General features: G+C 35.5%; 20 protein-coding genes. 12 read left to right on the top strand and 8 right to left on the bottom strand.

What is annotated here, in order from left to right:
• The first annotated feature begins 1 nt into the window (after position 1).
• The 3 genes from nreA to nreC are packed head-to-tail and all read left to right on the top strand — an operon-like array spanning position 2 to position 2,166.
• Positions 2–463, top strand: a complete 462-nt coding sequence (gene nreA / locus C1H58_RS02535; protein ID WP_050330034.1) for a nitrate respiration regulation accessory nitrate sensor NreA — start codon at positions 2–4, stop codon at positions 461–463.
• Positions 460–1,503 carry a sensor histidine kinase gene (locus tag C1H58_RS02530; RefSeq protein ID WP_016426197.1) on the top strand — a complete coding sequence of 348 codons (1,044 nt, stop codon included), beginning with the start codon at positions 460–462 and terminating at the stop codon, positions 1,501–1,503. The genes nreA and C1H58_RS02530 overlap by 4 nt, the downstream gene beginning before the upstream one ends.
• A gap of 12 nt (positions 1,504–1,515) precedes the next feature.
• A complete protein-coding gene (gene nreC, locus C1H58_RS02525; protein WP_016426198.1) occupies positions 1,516–2,166 on the top strand; it encodes a nitrate respiration regulation response regulator NreC in 651 nt (216 codons plus the stop codon).
• A 671-nt stretch (positions 2,167–2,837) separates the two neighbouring features.
• Here the strand turns inward: nreC and lepB are convergent.
• Positions 2,838–3,410 (bottom strand): signal peptidase I, encoded by a 573-nt coding sequence (lepB, locus tag C1H58_RS02520; protein ID WP_165545223.1) that lies wholly within the window; start codon positions 3,408–3,410, stop codon positions 2,838–2,840.
• Between the two features lie 428 nt (positions 3,411–3,838).
• Between lepB and C1H58_RS02515 the strand changes: the two genes are divergently transcribed.
• On the top strand, positions 3,839–5,008 hold the full coding sequence (locus C1H58_RS02515) for a nitrate/nitrite transporter (protein ID WP_050330038.1): 1,170 nt from the start codon (positions 3,839–3,841) through the stop codon (positions 5,006–5,008).
• Between the two features lie 252 nt (positions 5,009–5,260).
• Positions 5,261–5,617: a DUF3139 domain-containing protein gene (locus tag C1H58_RS02510; protein WP_016426202.1), complete on the top strand. Its 357-nt coding sequence runs from the start codon at positions 5,261–5,263 to the stop codon at positions 5,615–5,617.
• 284 nt (positions 5,618–5,901) lie between these two features.
• Here C1H58_RS02510 and C1H58_RS02505 read toward each other — a convergent pair whose 3' ends face one another.
• Positions 5,902–6,843, bottom strand: a complete 942-nt coding sequence (locus C1H58_RS02505; protein ID WP_165545222.1) for a lactate/malate family dehydrogenase — start codon at positions 6,841–6,843, stop codon at positions 5,902–5,904.
• A gap of 416 nt (positions 6,844–7,259) precedes the next feature.
• Here C1H58_RS02505 and C1H58_RS02500 point away from each other — a divergent pair, with 416 nt between their 5' ends.
• Complete coding sequence (locus tag C1H58_RS02500) at positions 7,260–8,333, top strand: M42 family metallopeptidase (protein WP_165545221.1); 1,074 nt, start codon at positions 7,260–7,262, stop codon at positions 8,331–8,333.
• 89 nt (positions 8,334–8,422) lie between these two features.
• Here the strand turns inward: C1H58_RS02500 and C1H58_RS02495 are convergent, their stop codons facing one another.
• Complete coding sequence (locus C1H58_RS02495) at positions 8,423–8,779, bottom strand: DUF4889 domain-containing protein (RefSeq protein WP_050330041.1); 357 nt, start codon at positions 8,777–8,779, stop codon at positions 8,423–8,425.
• A gap of 270 nt (positions 8,780–9,049) precedes the next feature.
• On the opposite strand from C1H58_RS02495, the gene C1H58_RS02490 reads away from it, so the two are divergent.
• Both C1H58_RS02490 and C1H58_RS02485 read left to right on the top strand, forming a co-directional pair.
• Positions 9,050–9,256: a YozE family protein gene (locus C1H58_RS02490; RefSeq protein ID WP_165545220.1), complete on the top strand. Its 207-nt coding sequence runs from the start codon at positions 9,050–9,052 to the stop codon at positions 9,254–9,256.
• 158 nt (positions 9,257–9,414) lie between these two features.
• Positions 9,415–10,608: a CynX/NimT family MFS transporter gene (locus C1H58_RS02485; RefSeq protein ID WP_165545219.1), complete on the top strand. Its 1,194-nt coding sequence runs from the start codon at positions 9,415–9,417 to the stop codon at positions 10,606–10,608.
• A gap of 82 nt (positions 10,609–10,690) precedes the next feature.
• On the opposite strand, the gene C1H58_RS02480 is transcribed toward C1H58_RS02485, so the two are convergent.
• From C1H58_RS02480 to C1H58_RS02465, 4 genes are all read right to left on the bottom strand, one after another.
• Positions 10,691–12,577, bottom strand: coding sequence for a helix-turn-helix domain-containing protein (locus tag C1H58_RS02480; RefSeq protein ID WP_207623133.1), 1,887 nt, complete (start codon positions 12,575–12,577; stop codon positions 10,691–10,693).
• Positions 12,555–12,725: a hypothetical protein gene (locus C1H58_RS02475; RefSeq protein ID WP_165545217.1), complete on the bottom strand. Its 171-nt coding sequence runs from the start codon at positions 12,723–12,725 to the stop codon at positions 12,555–12,557. Before C1H58_RS02475 ends, C1H58_RS02480 begins: the two co-directional genes overlap by 23 nt.
• Before the next feature lie 460 nt (positions 12,726–13,185).
• A complete protein-coding gene (locus C1H58_RS02470; protein ID WP_050330046.1) occupies positions 13,186–14,124 on the bottom strand; it encodes a magnesium transporter CorA family protein in 939 nt (312 codons plus the stop codon).
• Positions 14,125–14,147: 23 nt separating this feature from the next.
• On the bottom strand, positions 14,148–14,585 hold the full coding sequence (locus C1H58_RS02465; protein WP_050330048.1) for a MarR family winged helix-turn-helix transcriptional regulator: 438 nt from the start codon (positions 14,583–14,585) through the stop codon (positions 14,148–14,150).
• 482 nt (positions 14,586–15,067) lie between these two features.
• On the opposite strand from C1H58_RS02465, the gene C1H58_RS02460 reads away from it, so the two are divergent.
• The 4 genes from C1H58_RS02460 (at position 15,068) to C1H58_RS02445 (ending at position 19,611) form a co-directional block, all read left to right on the top strand.
• On the top strand, positions 15,068–16,723 hold the full coding sequence (locus C1H58_RS02460; protein ID WP_103356354.1) for a Na/Pi cotransporter family protein: 1,656 nt from the start codon (positions 15,068–15,070) through the stop codon (positions 16,721–16,723).
• Between the two features lie 378 nt (positions 16,724–17,101).
• Positions 17,102–18,349 (top strand): copper resistance CopC/CopD family protein, encoded by a 1,248-nt coding sequence (locus C1H58_RS02455; protein WP_165545216.1) that lies wholly within the window; start codon positions 17,102–17,104, stop codon positions 18,347–18,349.
• Between the two features lie 18 nt (positions 18,350–18,367).
• Entirely contained in the window at positions 18,368–18,979 is a 612-nt protein-coding gene (locus tag C1H58_RS02450; RefSeq protein WP_165545215.1) for a YcnI family protein, read from the top strand.
• 161 nt (positions 18,980–19,140) lie between these two features.
• Complete coding sequence (locus C1H58_RS02445; protein WP_050345237.1) at positions 19,141–19,611, top strand: DUF2871 domain-containing protein; 471 nt, start codon at positions 19,141–19,143, stop codon at positions 19,609–19,611.
• Between the two features lie 162 nt (positions 19,612–19,773).
• Here C1H58_RS02445 and C1H58_RS02440 read toward each other — a convergent pair whose 3' ends face one another.
• Entirely contained in the window at positions 19,774–20,190 is a 417-nt protein-coding gene (locus tag C1H58_RS02440; RefSeq protein WP_165545214.1) for a GNAT family N-acetyltransferase, read from the bottom strand.
• Between the last annotated feature and the right edge of the window lie 143 nt (positions 20,191–20,333).

Here is a 20,333-nt window from a genome sequence, read left to right as displayed (position 1 = left end):
CGTGAACCAGATTGATTTTTCTCAACATGATTATCAAGATGAAATAGATAGAATACGTCATGAATATGAGTTTGACTTTGCCGGTATCGCATTACCCTCAGAAGATCATGTTGGTACAAAGATCAAATGGCGTTACGTGTCAGGCAACTTAAATGAGCGTTATCAACGTATCGTCTTACGTCATGGTCATGGTGTGGCGGGTAATGTGATGAAGACAGGGAAGCCTATGGTGATTCCGGATACGACACATCATGAAATTCAAAGTTCACTTTTTAACTTTCCAATCTTAATGAGTGAACAGATTACCGCATTAATCGCTATACCTCTATGGCATAATCATCGTGTGAAAGGTGTGCTCTTATTAGGCCAACGTAATCAAAAACCGTTACCTCAGATTGCGAGTGATTTGTCGTTAATTAAAGGTATTAGTGGCTTAACGAGTGAAGATAAGGTGATGTTATGATGACAGAAAAGACACATGATTTATTGTCGTTTTTATTGTCGTATTACCATAAGACGTCAGAAATGATTATCTTTATTGACCGCAATGGTAAAGTGATTTATATGAATGAGGCAGCGAAACGTATCATCTCGCCAGATAATGATATGAGTGGTATTTCTAATACAATTTGTGGACGTTGTGAAGGATATACCAATGAACATGATTTGCGTACATGTCAAAACTGTTTTTTACATTCAGAAACGTTAGGTAATACGACTTTTCAAGTTTTTATGAAGACGACTGACAATAAAATTGAGCCTTTTACAGCCACATACCAAACGATTGATGAAGCCCAACAGATTAAGGCGTTTACTTTACAAAATGTCACAGCACAACTACAAAGACAAGAAGAACTTTATCAACGTAATATGATTCAAAAGACGATTGCAGCACAAGAAAATGAGCGGAAACGTATCTCTAGAGAACTACATGATGGTGTAGTTCAAGAGTTGATTAATGTGAATGTTGAAATGCGCTTGCTCAAATATCAGCAAGATATGGATTCTTTATTAGCAAACTCTAGAAATATTGAGGGCTTGATGACAAAATTAATTGATGACATTCGAAATTTATCATCAGAGTTGCGTCCTTCCTCCTTAGATGATTTAGGGTTAGATGCCGCTTTTAAGTCTTATTTTAAGCAACTTGAAAATAATTATGGATTAGTTGTGAATTATCACTTTGATATTGAACCAGAACGTTTTGATACTGAAATCGAAACCGTTGTCTATCGCATCGTTCAAGAAGCAGTTTTCAATGCGATGAAATATGCAGATGTTGATGATGTCGATGTCATCTTACGAAAAGACCAAAATTATCTCTATGCTGAGGTTTCAGATCAAGGTTTAGGTTTTGAACCGAGCGATTCGCCTAAAGGGTCTGGATTAGGCTTATATGGGATGTATGAACGTGCTGAGTTGGTCAACGGGCATTTGAATATTGAAACGCAGAAAGGTAAAGGCACCATCGTATCGCTCGAAGTACCAATTAGTCAAAAGTGAGGGGAATAAAGCATGAGAATCGTAATTGCTGATGACCACGCCGTCGTACGTACAGGCTTTTCTATGATACTTAACTTTCAAGAGGATATGGAAGTCGTAGGGACGGCTGCCGATGGCGTTGAGGCGTATCAAAAAGTGATGAAATATGAGCCGGACGTACTCATTATGGATCTCAGTATGCCACCGGGTGAATCAGGATTAATTGCGACGAGTAAAATCTTAGACAGTTTTCCGAATACTAAAATTCTGATATTAACGATGTACGATGATGAAGAATATTTATTCCACGTCTTGCGAAGCGGGGCAAGTGGCTATATTTTAAAGAATGCGCCAGATGAACAATTATTGTTAGCGATTCGCACAGTCTATCAAGGGCAAACTTATATTGATCCTAAAATGACTACGTCTTTAGTTAAAGAATTTGTTCAATCTTCACAGGATGAATCGTACTCAAATGACCCATTCAAGATTTTATCGAAACGTGAACTTGAAATTTTACCGTTAATTGCCAAAGGATATGGGAATAAAGATATTGCTGAAAAACTATTTGTCTCTGTTAAAACAGTAGAAGCACATAAAACACGTATTATGGATAAACTTAACTTAAAATCAAAACCAGAGCTCGTGGAGTATGCATTAAAGAAAAAGCTATTAGATTTCTAGTCGACGAAAATGAAGTGTTTTTTGAAGCACAAACAATTCCAATATACGGAGCGGTTTTGAATAATCAAAAGGTGTGTGTAAAAAAGTTCGGCACATCAATTACAAAATAAATAGCGCTAAGATGATTTTTAATAGAAAATTGTCTTAGCGCTTTTTATATGATGAAACTTCGTATTATATGACTTCGCTTTCCGAGGGGACAGCCTCAGCCTGTAGTCTTCGGCTCGTCGTAAATACTTCGTTTCTGCAAGTTACCATTCACTATTATAATTTTAAAAAATAAGTCACTTTCGTATCATTTAATTAATAAGAACAAAAAATCCACGATATTTATCCATATCATAAACGTTTAGAATTTAAAAGATATACATATCAAAATAAACGATATTTAATTGATAATACATTTACTTTGATACATCCCTCTAATTTTTACAGTTTTGACTTTCTAAAAAACTTTCATTGTCTCCTAAATTTGTCCTCTATACCTTCATGATTAAGTAATGATTGCCACAATGAACGAGACGCTTGAGGGAAGAGCTAAAGTCGAAAATCCAATTTGGCTTCATCAATTTTCAGCTTCAATTAAGCCAAATTTAGTTGAGACTTCAGCCCCTAAGCAAGCGAGTTCATGTAGGCAAGGTTATCAAAAATTTGAAATGTCAGCTCTTTTGTTATTTAAATGTGTCAGGTTTAAAGCCAAATTTTATTCGGTTGAAAGGCCAAACTCTTACGGTTACTTTACCTACAATCTGTTGTTCTGAAATCAGACCCACTTCAGGACGTCGACTATCAATACTATTTTGGCGATTATCCCCTAATACTAAGTAGCGATGTGCAGGGATTTTAGCCTCACCTTGCGCATTTTTTAAATCCTCCACATTAAAATCTTCGGTCAAAAAGTCCCCAATTTTGTACTTTTTATTAGAATCCAAATAGGGTTCTTTTATTTTTTTACCGTTAACGTAAAGTTGATCGTCTTTATATACCACAGTGTCTCCTGGACGACCAATCAATCGCTTAATAAAGTCTTTATGTTGATTCTCATGAAAGACAATGACATCACCTCGATTGAGATGGTTCAATGACTTTGAAATCTTGCTGACAATGACACGATCTTTATCGTGAAAAGTGGGAAACATAGATTGCCCTTTAACGGTATAGGGTGTTCCAATAAAAGTTCTAATCAATAACACAATCGCAATGGCACTGACAATTGCAATGAGCCACTCAACTGTTTTTTTCAATCAATGCACCTTCTTTTTAAAATATAATTGCATGTTGATTATTGAAGTCATTCTCTATTACAAATGAGTATAACATACTCCTACACACGTCCCTATTTGATATCCTTTATTTTATAAATTTTTTGTCTTTGCGAATTGATTTAGCTAGGTAAAAAAGCTATTTATGAGATGCCTGATTGTTAAACGTAAAGTGATGTCAATCTCGTCTTAATCCTGATTTTGTCTAATTTTCAACAATGCTTATACATCAATTTCAGGTTAGGGGATACCCCACACTGCGTATAGGGGAAGTCCTTATGTTATAAATTTCACAATAAAGTTAAACTATATTTGAGTTGGAAATGTTTAAATTATCATTTTATCAACGCGTAGAGAAAATTTAGTGAATTTGATTCGAAATGGAGTCAAACGAGAAAGGTGAATGATCAATGAATAAGTCAAAAGCGGGTTTACAATTAGGGCTTCAAACATTGAGTTTAGTGGCAGGGTTTATGGCATGGAGTATTATCGCACCATTGATTCCTTTTATTTCGCAGGATGTTCAAATCTCGAGTGGTCAACTTTCAATTATTTTAGCCATTCCAGTTATATTAGGCTCCGTCTTGCGTGTACCGTTTGGTTATTTAACGAATATCGTCGGTGCCAAATGGGTATTCTTTACAAGCTTTTTAGTATTACTCGTGCCTATATTCTTATTAAGCCAAGCGACATCTCCAGGGGCACTCATGTTTGCAGGCTTTTTCCTTGGTGTTGGTGGGGCAATCTTCTCAGTAGGGGTAACCTCATTACCTAAATATTTTTCCAAAGATAAAGTGGGGCTTGCGAATGGCATATATGGTATGGGTAACCTCGGTACTGCAGTATCTTCATTTTTAGCACCTCCTATTGCAGGTTTGATTGGTTGGCAAAATACAGTGCGTAGCTATTTAATTATTATGGCTGTATTTGCAGTCATCATGTTTTTCTTAGGTGATGGCAATGAACCAAAAGTCAAAGTGCCTTTAGTCGAACAATCAAGAAAGTTAATGCGTAATTACAAACTTTATTATTTAAGTTTTTGGTATTTTATTACATTTGGTGCATTCGTGGCTTTCGGTCTTTTCTTACCGAACTTCCTTGTTCAAAACTTTGGTATTGATAAAGTAGATGCAGGGATTCGTACCGGAGTTTTCATTGCATTAGCAACATGTTTACGACCACTTGGTGGTATTTTAGGTGATAAGTTTAACGCTGTCTCTATGCTGAAAGTATTCTTTTCAATTATGATTGTAGGTGCACTCATTTTAGGTATTTCCAGTCAAATTTTATTATTTACAATTGGATGCTTAACAGTGAGTATCTGTGTCGGTATCGGTAATGGTTTAGTGTTTAAGCTCGTTCCACTATATTTCACAACAGAAGCTGGCGTTGCGAATGGTATTGTCTCAATGATGGGCGGTCTTGGAGGCTTCTTCCCACCATTAGTGATTACAGCGGTAACGTCGCTCACAGGTTCAAGTCATCTCGCCTTTATATTCTTAAGTATTTTTGGGGTTGTGGCATTATTAACAATGTTTAATTTATCTAAACGCGAACAAGCAGTGTCAACAGTTGAATAATCTAACTTTTTAAATGATAATCGAATGATTTAAAACGTCTTTGAAATGGGTGACAGCTCGTCTTTAAAGACGTTTTTATATGTGAAGCATAGTGAAGCTTAAGTTTTATTTTATGATGGCTCATGGTGAAATCCCAATTTGGATGCCGATTGTATTATGACTTTTATGTGACGACAAATACTGAAAGTAATGTAAGAAAAAGATTTGTGATAAGATGTATAATAAGATTGTAATAAGGTGGAGGCACATGAAATGGCAAAGAAAATTTTAAAACTCGTTTTGGCTTTAGTGTTGTTATTTGTAATTGTCGCAGCTGGCTTTTTTGCATATAAGGGTTATCAAAAAAGTCAAAACTTAAAGCTAATCGATCAGTATTTAACTGAACATCATTTGAGCGATAAAGTTATTAAAGAGAAGTCTGAGTATGATCCAAGAAAAGGTGTGTTTTATAAAGAATTAACCTTAAAAGGTGACGAAAAAAATACATATATTGCGCAGCCTATTCATCTCAAGCGTGGCTTTTTCTTACAAGGCTTCGATTCAAAAACGAAAAAGCATGATAAAAAAGCGAAATACAATTATTTCAATGAAAATTATAAAATGAAATAATGGCAATTCAAGGTCGTTGATCAAGCAAAGCACTGAAATCAGTTCTGGATTTCAGTGCTTTTTAATGAAGACGTGAGTTAGAGCGGATATTTTAAATCTACTTTGCATGTAATTTGTACTTTAAGTGACAAAATGGTGCAGTTGAATCAATATTTTTAAAAAGAAAAGGCAGTTGATGACGTTATGCACGTAACCTTTAACAAAAGTTTAGCATCGTGTGTCATCTCTGCCTAAATAAATGAATTTCAAAGGTCAATCAGTGCTGTCTGAAAAGATTGCGAGACTTAATCTGTGACAGACGCAATTGTTGATTGAATATATTGAACAGCATGATCAAGTGCTTGTTTTTCTTCAACGTCTAGTGCGATTGGGAAGACGGTTTGATGACCCTCTTTATTAACAAGTGTCGGAAGGCTAAATGCGACATTTTGGTAATCATAAACGTGCTGATGCACTGTCGAAATAGGTAAAATACGATTTTCATCATAAAGAATGGCTTCTACAAGATCGATTGTTGCGCGAGATATGGCAGAATTCGTCCAACCTTTATTGCGCATCACGTCAAATGACACTTTGTCAATTTCATCGCGAATCTTTTGTTTCGAGATGGCTTGCGCATGGCTCAGTTGTTCATATTCATCAAGGGGCATCCCTGCAATACGGACACGGCTCCATACCGGCACGGTTGTTTTACCGTGTTCTCCAATAACGAAAGCTTCTACACTTTTCGGATCAACGTCGTAGTGGTCTGCAATCAATGTACGGAAACGAGACGATTCTAATAATGTGCCTGTTCCCATAATTTTTTCATGTGGATAATCATGTTGTATTTCTGCTAAATAAGTCATCGTATCTACAGGATTTGAAATCATAATAATATGTGGTGAGGTTGTTACCGCAGTAATGTCTGACATAATCTCTTGAATGATTGCTGCATTGCCGGATGTTAACTTTGTGCGATCCGCCATATCTGCTGTAGAAGGGACGCTCGCAGAGATGATGATCATATCAACATCATCTAAATCTGTGTAATTCCCTGCTTTTATTTTCGTATGATGTGTCCCACTGTAAGATTGGAAATGGCGATGATCCATTGCCTCTCCTTCCGCACGATTCAGATTGGTATCAATTAAGATGATTTCTTGAAATAGGCCTGTATATTGAATGTCCGTTAATACTTGGCTCCCTACACGACCAAGTCCAATTAAAGCGACTTTATGTGTCATGATTTGACCTCCTTATCGATGTATCATATTGATGATGCGCATGACGCATATGAAAGCGAAGATGTCATGAATAAGCAAAATTTTTAGTGTGTACCGTTTAAAATTTGACATCGTGTATATGCGATTGCACGCATGCTAAAAGCTAGTTAGACATGCCACTTATTGTTGAAAAAACGTTGGATTTCCATTGATGATTCTTTAATTGAAAATAATGATGATATCAACTGAATCCGATTCGCAAAAGGCATGTCAACAATTTGTCTTTTATTTCAGAAATTTCTAGATACCTCTAGTATATACTTTCAAAATTCTTCTATGCAATGAAAAACAAAAGTTGCGCAATGCTTAAATCATACTTTTGTCAGAAAAGTTTGTTAAAATTAAATAGAATTTAATCTGAAAGGGGTTTAATATAGATGAAAAATACAAAAGACTTATTAAAAAAATTAACAGATCTTAATGGAATCGCTGGACATGAACATCAGGTTAAAAAAGCGATGATTGAATTATTAGAACCCAATAGTGATGAAATGATCTATGATAATCTCGGTGGTGTCTTTGGTAAGAAAAAGAGCCAGTCTGGTCAACGTACAATTATGATAGCAGGACATCTTGATGAAATTGGTTTTATGGTGACTAAAATTGAAGCGCAGGGCTTTATTCGATTTACACCAATAGGAGGATGGTGGAACCAAGTGATGTTATCCCAAAAAGTGACAATCACAACGGATGAAGGACGCGAAATACGCGGCATCATAGGTTCTAAACCGCCACACGTTTTAGGTGCAGAAGAACGTAATAAACCTGTCGACATGAAGCATATGTTCATCGATGTCGGCGCAAAAGATAAAGCAGAAGTTGAAGCAGCAGGTATTGAGGTGGGTAACATGATTACACCTTATTCAGAATTTGAAACGCTCTTAAATGAAGATTATGTAACTGCAAAAGCATTTGATAATCGCTTTGGATGTGCTCTGGCAGTCGATATATTAGACGAATTGAAAAATGAAGCACTCGATATTAACTTAGTTGCTGGTGCTAATGTCCAAGAAGAAGTGGGACTGCGCGGTGCTAAAGTAGCCGCGCATAAAGTGAAACCTGATTTAGCCATTGCGGTTGATGTCGGTGTCGCATATGATACGCCAGGGCTTGAAAGTGATGGCGATGTGAAAATAGGTCAAGGTCCAATTGTCTTAACATTAGATGCGACAAATATTGGTCATGTGGGGCTTATTCGCCATGTTAAAAAGGTCGCAAAAGCACACAGTATTGAATTACAATGGGATTCAATGCCGGGTGGCGGAACAGATGCTGGGAATATGCATACCGCATTAGACGGTATTCCTTCTATTGCACTATCAATTCCGTTACGTTATATGCACTCAAATGTATCTGTAATTGACCAAAAAGATTATCAAAAAGCGGTTCAATTAGTGACAGAAATCATTCGTGCACTCAATGATGATGTTGTTGATGAACTCATTTGGTAATTAAATATAGATATTAAAGTAAAAAGCAATGAAGGAAATGGCTGAGAACATTTTCTTCATTGCTTATTATTGATGCGAAAAATATTAAATTAATGGTGATGCATATCCATGTTATGCATATCATGAATTTTCATCATTAAGCCATGTGGAACATCATCATGTGATACGATTTGTTTTTTAACGAAATGATCAGGATCATCTTTTTTAGCTATTAATTTAACAAAGTCACCTTTTTTAGGTTGGAAATTATTATCCGTAGGGATTTTAACATTTTCTTTAACCGTCTTGTCAGATTCACTGATTACTTTTTCAGCTGTTGTGCTGTCTTTCATATAACCGTAATATATTTCTTTTTGACCGGAAAGCATCATCGCAACAACGACACCTAACGTCACAATTAGCATCGCAATAATGATGATAATACCAAGAGATTGTTTTTGCTTCATTATTTCTCGCTCCTTTATATAAAATGTATAGTCTAAATGTTGTATGAGGTGACTCGAAATTATCATTGTCAAATCTTTGTCACACTCTTATATTCCATTGTAGCGAATTCGTTTTAAGACAGAAAGTAAAAGTTAGAGTGAAATATGTCATTTTTGTGTCTTGCATTTATTTTGAAAAATTATATAATTAGGCTGTAAAAGATATATATTTGATTATACGTTCTAAAAGCGTACTATTCATTTTAACCTCAAAAAAGTAGAGGTGTTGTTATGAGTTTTTATGATTTTATGTTAGATTTTTTAGGCGATGATACACCTCTTGGGACGTTGGCTGCACATCTTGAAGAAGATCCCTCTTACCCTAGAGAGCTAATTCAGCCAGAAGATATTTTAGTTTACTTTAATCAACTTCATACTGTAGATAATGAATTGATTGAAACAGTGAAACGTGCAATTCAATTATATGGGGCAAAATAACTTTATATATGATTTAATAATGAAAGCATGTCAAAGCTGTGTCTACAGTCGAATATGACACGGAAAAGCCTGTTTAGGTTTTATCCGTGTTTTGTTTTACAATTAAAAGGCAGTCTTAATTTGAAGATGACATTGCATTTCATGTAAGGAGGAATAATATGTCAGAAAAACTACTGAATCATAAAATTCAAAATCAATGGCTACGTGTTATCGGCATCGTGTTGATTGCCTCAACGCTACGTGCGCCGCTCACGTCTGTTGGACCCGTCATTGACCTAATAAAGCAAGATTTACATATTAATAACGGTATAGCAGGACTGATAACGACCATCCCGCTTATCATCTTCGGTATTGTGTCACCATTTGTGGCACGTATTCTTTCCCGTATTTCAATGTCAAGGCTCCTATTACTGACACTAATTTTGACAGTCATCTCATTAGTTGTGAGAGTTTCTGGTGGCGTGAACGCTTTTTTCATTGGGACGCTCTTTTTAGGAATTGCTATTGCTTTAGCGAATGTGACTTTACCCGCATACGCAAAAGCATCTTTTCCATTACAAATCGGCCTCATTACGGGAATTTATAGTGCAACAATGAATTTTACCGCTGGATTGGGAGGCGGGCTGAGTTTTCCACTTGCTTCTCTTTCGCCCTTGTCTTATCGCCTCTCACTCTCTTTTTGGATTATTTTTGCAATACTGGCAGTCATCGTTTGGCTTCCGCAACTCAAACGAAATCCGCATGTCTCTACGCAAACAAGTCATGGATTAAAAAAGCCAATTTATCGATCCAAAATGGCTTGGGCAGTCGCTTTGACGATGGCGTTTCAATCGATGATGTTTTACAGTATTGTCGCATGGTATCCTTCTATTTTAGTGAGTAAAGGGATTGCACCGGAGACGGCAGGCTACTTTCTGATGTTGAATCAATTTGCACAACTACCGATGACCTTTGTGTTTCCAATTATCGCTGCTAAAATGTCGACACAGAGAAGTCTCGTTATCATTATTACATGCCTGATGGGATTAGGATTTAGTTTATTATTGAGTCAGCAAGTGGTGGTATTGCTCATTGCGATGATATTGACAGGGATGGGCATTGGCGCATGTTTTAGTTTATGTATGACACTCTTTTCAATTCGTTCGCGCACAATAGCTGGAAGTACGATGTTGTCAGGATTTGGGCAATCTATAGGCTATTGGGTCGCAGCTTTAGGCCCTTTTATTTTAGGCGTAGCGCATGATCACTTTCACGGTTGGACCATCGCGATTATATTATTTTTTGTGATGGTCGTCGGTGTCTTCGCTGCCGGGATGTATGCCACACAAAATGCATATATTGAAGATCTATGAAGAAAAAAGGAACGCCACTAAGAAATCTATCCATTGAAAGAAGATTTTATGTGCACGTTCCTTTTTATATACGATGAGAATTTCACAACATATCTGACTGGCGTGTTGCTTTATTTTTAATAATTTTAATGAGTTTCATGACCCCATGTGGTAATGTCGTTTGGTATGACGTATGTTCAAAGTGATGTAATTGAATATGAAATAAAAGATGATTCGTCATATGAATAGAAGAGACAAAATGTCTTGGGACGTAATAATCTTGCGTTTGCACATGCATGATGTGGTCTAAGTTGCTATAAGTGGGGTGGTAAGTATATTCAACCACAAAATGACGATGCAATTGGTTTGTACCATATAAAACAAAAGAAACATTTTTGAGCGCTTGATCTGCATGAAATAACAAAATTTCATATGCATACGCTGTTTCATGGACGAGATAGGTAGATGTTCGAACACTAAACGTATGGCTAAAAGGTTGCAATAAATTAAAAACATGTTGAATGGCATTACGATGACCGAAACGATTATAAAAGCCATTATTTAGGCTGTCATTGGAAATCAGTGGTAAGCATAACGCATCTACATTCAGCCAAAGTTTAAGAAGTTGCTCTTCACGTGGCATCGCATGTTGTTTCGCTGTGAAGAGTTGTGGAACTGATTTGATGATCATTGGTGTCTGCGCAAGTTGATATTCTTGTCGCAATGTTTGTATCACTTGTGCAAATTTTGACTCGAATTGCGTATGTAAATCAAGGTGATACATATAAGTTTGGTTGAGTTGTATAGCATCCAACATATAATAATCAAAAACGATACGTTGTTGAAGTAATAACTTTAATTGCGCTTTCTTACTTGGTGTTAAAGATAGCGCAATATCAAGTGTGAACTGACTATCAGGATGTAAAGCTTTCACTTTTTCAATGATAGTTTGAATTTCATGAACAGATAGAGATTCATGGTCCAATATGATATTGAGCTTGAATTTGTACTGATTAAAATCATTAGGTTGCTGTTCTATGATACGTGTTAACGGATAATAGAATTGATTTTTAAATATTTCATAGGCTTGTAGCGAATGGATTCGATATGCTATTTTATAACCGTATTCACATAGCAATTGGCTGAGTAATTCAATATGATGTGTATGTTCAAAATGAAATGTTTCAAGATCTGATGGATTAAAGGACAGTTGAATGGCATGTGCATGATGATGAGCCTCTAATTGATTTTGACTACCAAATATTTGACTGATGTCGTCTAAGTTGACGATTTCAAGTAATACTTCTTTCTTTTCAATCCATTGAGGTGGTGTGAGTTGATCTAAAAATATGTCCACCTTGTGTGGTGAGGGAATCGTGCTGGATTTTCTCAAATGTGTATCAAAATATTGTATATCGAAAGGGACAACCGTAACTTGATAACTTCTTTTTTGACTTTGTTTTCGAAATTCTATCGGACTGATACCTACAAAACGCTTAAACTGTTTAGAATAATGGTTGTAGTTTGTAAAACTGTATTGTGTTGCAATTTGATTAATCGAATCATGCGATGTGGCTAAGTTGTACATAGACAGTGCGATTTTCATTGAAGCATAGTATTTTTTAAAATTATAATCTAAGTATTTGCAAAAAAGTATAGACACATAGGATTGAGAAACAAAGAAATGTTCACTTAACTCTTGTAACGATAGACGATATTTGGCGTGTTGATGAACATAATCAATCATATTATTAAATAAAATACTATTCACGTGTATATGCGGGATATAAATTCGACCCAATTCAATGAATGTTTCATTGTAGAGTAACTTAATTAAAGTATGAATATTTTCATAGTACATATCACTGTTTTCTTCAACGATGAGATGCTTTATGATTTCTTTAATTTTATTATGAGAAGAGAGTTTATTAAGATTAAAATAACCTAGGAAATAATCAGCATTAAATTCAGAAAAATATTGTAGAGGCACTGTCAATTTGACGATGAAAGTGAGTCACTTTACCGTTGAGCTCGAGTGTCAGAACGCCTTCAAACGAAACAAATAATTCTACATGATTAAAAACACGATAAGCAGAAGACGTATATTGTTTCATTAGTTCAATATTAATGCCTTGCATAGTTGACCTCTTTCAAGTTTCTCAAGTTCTGAGAAACTAGTTGATAAATATACATCATTATAAAAATATCGATTCCTTTTCTACAATAATATTGTGCACATTGTATAAGGAATGACGCATATTAGAAAATAACGGCATAATCAATGTGTCATAAGTGTTAAAGAAATGGAATAAAGTTAAATTAAATGCTTAAGTAAGTTAAAAATTTTGCATATATTTGCAGAAAGTCATGTAAGTAGTGGTATATGAATCTTAAACAAGGTGTGGTAAAAAAGTCTTACTTTGTTTATATGGGGCTAAAAAATTAGTTGAAGTATGATGGTGCAGAGAAAAATGAGTTAAAGAATAAAGTGATAATCAAAGATGGGCTTGAGAAGATGTAGCAAAAGCATTTTCTCAAGCCCATCTTTGATACAGAGGATAGGTAAGTCCTATAAGGATAAATGGTTATGGACTTATGTCAGAGCTTGTCGTTGCGCCATAAAAATGTAAACATGACTACGACGAGAATAATTGAAATCACAATAATAATAATCCATGAAAGTGCACTTTCGGTATTAATAGGTAAAGGTACATTCATACCGAAAAAACTAAATACTAGCGTAGGTAAAGTGAGCAAAACGGTAAAAATAGTCAATGTTTTCATAGTAGTATTTAGTTGGTTTGACAACAAGGACGCATATGAATTAGACATACTTTCAACAATACGTAAATATAATTCAGTCGTTTCAACCGCTTGTTGGTGCTCATTTTGTAAGTCTTCTAACAATTCTTCATCATCGTCAAAGCGTTTAATGGCAGGTAAACGAAATAGAGTTCGAATCGTAGAAGAATTGGTTTTAAGTGATCCTAAAAAGTAAACTAAACTTTTTTCAATGTCACTTAATAAATAAAGACGCTGATTTGTTACCCGTTGTTGCAAGTTATATTCAACTTGGCGGAGCTCTTTATTTAATAAGCGCAAGCCTCTATTGTATTGCGCAGTCATATCGTACATTAATTTTAAAGCAAATTGGCTTTTGTATTTTAAGTTAATAGGTTTTTTGACGATGTGGTCAAAATAATGAAAAGGTTTCGCACAAACCGTAACAATAATGTTTTTACCGATGATAATCCCTAACGGTAATGTCATGAAACTTTTTAATTTATGCTTTCCAGTTTCAGTAATAGGTAAGTCGCTGATTATTAAAGAGTAGCCACTATCATCATCATATTCAATACGTGAACTTTCTTCACTATCTAATGCATCTTCCAAAAAATCTTGTGGAAAACCATATGTTTTAATGAGTTGTTGTAATTCATCTTGTGTCGGTTTGACAACATTTAGCCATTGCGCTTGTTGCCATTCTTCTGTTTCTAGGACATGCAAATTTGCATCATTGTAGTACGCTTTAATCATAGCGAATCACCTTCTTCGTTCTCTTATTTCAAATGCTGTATATCTTTGTAGCCTTGTCTATAAGACGCAAAACCTTCCATAATCGCATACCAATCATCACCTTGCTCGGCTTTGATTCGATTAAATAGGTCATTTTGTGCTTGGTTGAGTTCTTCTATGAGCGCTTTCCCTTCTTCAGTTGGAAACAAACATTTTAAACGGCGATCAGTCAAATCAGGGCGCTCAAAGATGAGACCCTTTTCTTTCAATAATTTTAAAGTGGCATGTGAGCCTTGTTTAGAAATTTCAAGATTTTCTAATAATTTTTTCGTTGTAATACCTGGAAGTTTATTAATAAAAAATAGAAATCGATGATGCTGTCGGCTCATACCATATTCAGCAATGATATCATCAGCCGTTTTTGTAAATGTTTGATAAGCATAATAAAACAGAAGTAAAGCGTAATCATTATTTTGTGTCATTTTCGGACTTCCTTTTCTAAAAACTCTTCTATATTATAGTAAAGATTTCGCCATCTGTCATGGTCATAGCGAATGAGTTAGGAGATAATTTTTAAATAATAAAATGATTGGCTTAACTATAAATTTTGAAGGGAAATGAATGAGATGAAAAAACTGTAATAGTCGTATTCATGTTCGGATTGAAATTTCATAAAGGATATAGTAAGATTTGAGGACTGTTGTTTGCGTGCGGAGGTGGAAAGCAACGATAGAGAGACAACTAAAATAGTAAAGAATATGTAGTCAATGTTAAGAAGATAATGTAACATAAATAAAGAAAAAAGTGGGTTATGTCTTGAAAAAAGGCGCAGAAATAGAAATGTTAAGGCAGAATTAATAAAATCTTAACATTAAATTTACAATTATAAGAGATAATCAAGATGAATCATACGACAATGATGTGTATATGAACAGAAATTTAATACTGAGGTGAAAGAATGGAAATGTCGGTAACTGAAGTCATCTTTTCTTTTTTAGGTGGCCTAGGTATTTTCCTTTATGGTTTAAAAGTAATGGGGGACGGTTTACAAGCAGCAGCAGGAGATCGATTGCGAAATATATTAAATAAATTTACCGCCAATCCAGTACTGGGTGTATTAGCCGGTATGATTGTTACGATCTTAATACAAAGTAGTTCTGGGACAACTGTCATAACAATAGGGCTTGTGACTGCGGGGTTCATGACTTTAAAACAAGCGATTGGTGTCATTATGGGCGCCAATATTGGAACCACTGTGACTGCTTTTATTATTGGGATTGATTTAGGAGAATATGCAATGCCAATCTTGGCGTTGGGGGCATTTCTTATTTTCTTCTTTAAGCGTTCCAATATTAATAATGTTGGACGAATATTATTTGGATTTGGCTCACTCTTTTTTGGCTTAGAGTTCATGGGAGATGCGGTTAAGCCACTTGCCCAATTAGAAGGGTTTAGACAAATCATTTTAGATATGTCATCGCATCCGGTGTACGGTATTTTAGCCGGCGTAGGTTTAACTGCGTTAGTCCAAAGTTCGAGTGCAACAATTGGGATACTGCAAGAATTTTACAGTCAAGGTTTAGTTGACTTGAAAGGTGCAATTCCAGTTTTACTAGGAGACAATATTGGAACAACGATTACTGCAGTGTTAGCAAGTTTAGCGGGTTCATTAGCAGCTAAGCGGGCGGCATTTGTGCATGTTATTTTTAATGTCATTGGTGTGATTATCTTCGCGCTATTTTTACCGGTTGTAACGCATTTGATAGGGATGTTACAAGAAGCATGGCACCTTAAACCAGCAATGGCCATTGCGTTTGCACACGGTGCATTTAATGTAACGAATACACTTATTCAACTTCCATTTGTGGGTGCGCTCGCTTGGCTTGTGACTAAGATTGTACCAGGTAAAGACATTACAGAAGATTATAAACCTCAACATCTTAATAAAGATTTAGTTTACCATGCGCCTGGTGTCGCGTTACAAGAGACTCAAAAAGAACTACAAAACATTGGGCATATTGTTCAATCTATGTTAGACGATGTTCGTCATCCTGCGACGATGGATAAGAAAATGATTAAAACAGTACAACAGAAACATCAAGCAGTGATTACCATTAGCGACAGTATTCGAAATTACTTGGTGCGCATTTCTACAAAAAATATTAATAAAAGTGATGTTGAACGTCTTGCAGTGATGTTTGATGTCAATCGCTCGATTGTGAAAGTTTCTGAACTGACAGAATCATACATTGCGCAAATCGAAAGACAAAAAAGTAAAAATATTATTTTAACTGAAGATGCTGAACGAGGGATTGAAAAATTATTTAATTTTGTTGATGAGTCCTTCCACAAAGCAATTGATACTTTAAACGTCTATGATACGACTAAAAAAGATGAAGTGGTCGAGCGTAGTAGAGAAGCGTTTAACATTGAACATAAATTAAGAAAAGGTCATATTAAAAGATTGAACAGAGGTGAATGTTCAACTGATGGTGGCTTGCTATATGTTGATATTATTGCGATTCTTGAACGAATTGGCTATAACTCTAGAAATATCACTGAAGCGATGGTGGGCTTGAACAATGATGTACCGACCGAAGAAGAAATCGCGACAGTTTAAGTCAATCATCTCACACTGAATAGATTGATTATAAAAGTCGGAAAGGAACGATGTTATCTCGTTGCTTTTCGGCTTTTTACATTTCTAGTGGATTGATTAAATATAAATTGCATTAAAACGATTATCAAATACAGATGACGTCATTATTTTGACAAATCAGTGACAAAAATACGGTTCAAGTCTAAATACATTGTATTCATATATAAGTTTGATAAAATCTTATAGGATGAGCTATGGAGGCAAGAAAGTATTGGGTATTGGCTAAAAGTTGTCGTCATCCAAGCGATACAACTTGTTAATGCACTTCACAAATGAGGGAAGTGATGTGAAACCATGTCTTAAATTCTACATTTTATAATCACTTGAGGGGGTGTTAAATTGCGTACGTTTAATAAATTATGGGCAGCCACACTCATTGCTTTTATCATGATGATTTGTGTGAGTATACCATTCAATCAAGTCTCTGCACATGCGACTTTAGAAAAACAACAACCCGTAGAGAATGAAGTCGTACAATCGAAACCAGAAGCGATTCAACTTGAGTTCAACGAGCCTGTTCATACGCAATATACTAAAGTCAAAATTTATAATGACAAGGGCAAAGAAGTAGGTGTATTGAAACCTAAAGAGCAAGAGGATTCAAAAAAAGTGACTTTTGATACGTCAAAAGTTGAACATGGCACATATGCCGTTCACTGGGAGACAGTCTCATTAGATGGTCATGAGATAAGAGGACAGTATAATTTTTCTGTCGGGAAAAAAACAGCTAATACTATAGAAACAGCGAAACCTTTTTACACGGATGCTTTTTTCTGGTTAGGCTTAGTGCGATTTGTTTTACAAGCTGTGTTACTTATTTTTACGGGCTTATATATGATTAATGTTCTCATGAAACGTCAAGATGTACCTACGTATGATATTATTCCACGTCATCGCAGTGCGATTTTATTATTGATTATGGTTGCTTTTACAACGGGTATCGTTTATTTAATGACTTTACCGAAAGATGCCATTCATTCTATATTGACGCTTGATTTCCGCGTTTGGATGCAATTTCCATTTGTTTTATCAATGGTCAGTTTAATTATCGTGTTAATCCTATTTTCATTACGGCGAATGGAGTCTATATGGTATAAAGTTATGCCGCTCTTTTTGATGTTAAGTCTTGCAATTTCAGGTCATGCATGGGCGCAAGCGGTGCCATTTTATTCTATCATTTTACGGACGTTACACTTAATGGGAATTGCCATCTGGCTAGGCAGTTTTGCATATTTAATCGCCTACACGTCGGCTAAACACAAGCATTCTTACATTTTAATAATAAAAGATGTGTTGTTAAAAGCAAATGTGACTGCAGTGATTATCGTTATACTGACAGGCATTTTAATGTCTATTGATGCCACATCATTAAAAGCGATTGTAACCCAACCTACGTTATATAGTAGTTTATGGTTTATGAAAGTGGTATTCACCATCATTATGATGATTTTAGGTGGTTTACAAACATATAAAGCGATGCAAAAGCGACGTCGTGTGAATCGATCACTGTTATATCTTGAATTCGCCTTAGGTATTTGTTTGATTTTAGCGGGCGTCATCATGAGTCAAATCGAAATTCCATTATAATTGAAAGGATCAATATATATGAAAATTACAAAGTTTTTATTGAGTGCTGTATCATTTCTTGTGTTATTAAGTATGACATCTGTAGCAGATGCTCACGTAACGCTTAATCCAAAAGTGAGTGAACCCGGTTCATACGAAGAATATCAAGTCAGAGTTCCAGTTGAACGTGATAAAAATACAGTAAAACTTGAAATAGAAGTTCCTGAAGGTGTAACTTTATCTACAGTAGAGCCTGTCCCTGGATTTAAACATGAATTTAAAGAAGACAAGTTTGGAAAAATTACTAAAATCACATGGAAAGCAACAGATAAAGGAATTGGCAAACACGAACATATGGACTTTCCAATTGTAGTCGCTAATCCAGAAAAAGAAGGTCAATTCAAATGGAAAGCCATTCAAACATATAAAGATGGTAAAACAGTGAAATGGACAAGTGATGATGAAAAAAGTGAAACGCCTGCACCTACAACAGAAGTGAAAAAAAGTGAACCTGTTAAAGCTGATCACCATGATGACACGAAATCATCACATACATCACCATTTGTATGGATTATTTCTATCTTAGCACTCATTATTTCAATTGTAGCGCTCTTTAAACGCAAAAACTTTACGAAATCTGACAACGAATAAGTATTGACATCGTCTTTCGAGGTTACGATAATCGAAAGTGTGAAGCTGAGTGAAGTGCGGTTGGTTATGGCCCTCATATGAAAATTTGAATAAGCTAGAAATGAAAAATTCAGCCGTGTTTAATGGCGTTACGGTGTGAAATAAGATGGAGTGTGAAAAGGATGAAACGTATATTATACGCATTTATGACCTATACAATGTTAGGATTGTTCAGTGGTTTTACATATAGAGAACTCACTGTGCATTATGAATTCACAGGTTCAACACAAATGAGTGTCATGCATACGCATTTGTTAACGTTAGGGATGTTTATGTTTTTAATGTTGATACCTATTGAAAAGCTTTTTAAACTTAGCAGCTATTATTTATTTAATTGGTATTTCATTATTTATAATATCGGCGTCATTGTGACAGTAACAATGCAATTTTTAAAAGGTTTTAAACAAATTGCACGCCAACCGATACCTGATTCGTTTGCTGGTTTTGCAGGTATTGGTCACGTGACGATTACAGTCGGCTTCATTTTGCTATTCTTTTTATTGAGACAGGCCATTATTACAGAGCCTAGAGAGGGAGAACCGTTAACCCGAAAACATCGAAAACGCGCAAATCAAGAGCAAAATGAGAAATAAGTCATCAAATGAGGATGAACGAGTGCGAGGTCATGAGTTAGCGCGAATTTTATAGCGCTACAATTTAATTCAAGTTTTCTTATATTCAAGTATCGTGATAGAGCGGTGGCGACATCTTTCATTAGATGTAGTGCCACCGCTTTTTTGATAGGGTGTCCTGTTTTATGATGTAATGGGAAAGTGTAAAAACATACCGCCAGAATGAGGTTCGGTTGATTTGAATCCAAACTGTTTGTAAAGTTCATCAGCCGGATAATCAGCGATAAGACTGACATAAGTCCCAGGTAAACGAACGGAATCAATATAATTCATAATATGTGTCATGACAGTTTTACCATATCCTTGTCCCTGATAGTCTGGATGGACAGCAATATCAATAATTTGGAAAGTTGTGCCACCATCACCGATAACACGACCTAAACCGATAAGTCGGTCAGCATCATAAAGCGTTACGGTAAAACAAGCCCCTTTTAAGCCACGTTGTGCGGCACTTCTAGACTTTTCACTTAAACCGCAAACTTTTCTCAAATTACAATAATTATCCACTTTAGGAATTGTAAATTGAACATCAATTGTCATAATGCCCCTCCTTTCGTGCACATTAAAATACATATATTTCTAATCATACAGCACATTCCCTTTTTGTAACAAAAGGGAGCAGGACAGAAATCTATTTGATTTCGTTGTCCTGCCCCGGCAAAGATGAGTAGGGCTATTCGAGC

The organism is Staphylococcus sp. 191 (genome assembly GCF_011174885.1).
Classification (GTDB): domain Bacteria; phylum Bacillota; class Bacilli; order Staphylococcales; family Staphylococcaceae; genus Staphylococcus; species Staphylococcus coagulans.
This window is presented reverse-complemented; position numbering and strand designations above follow the sequence as displayed.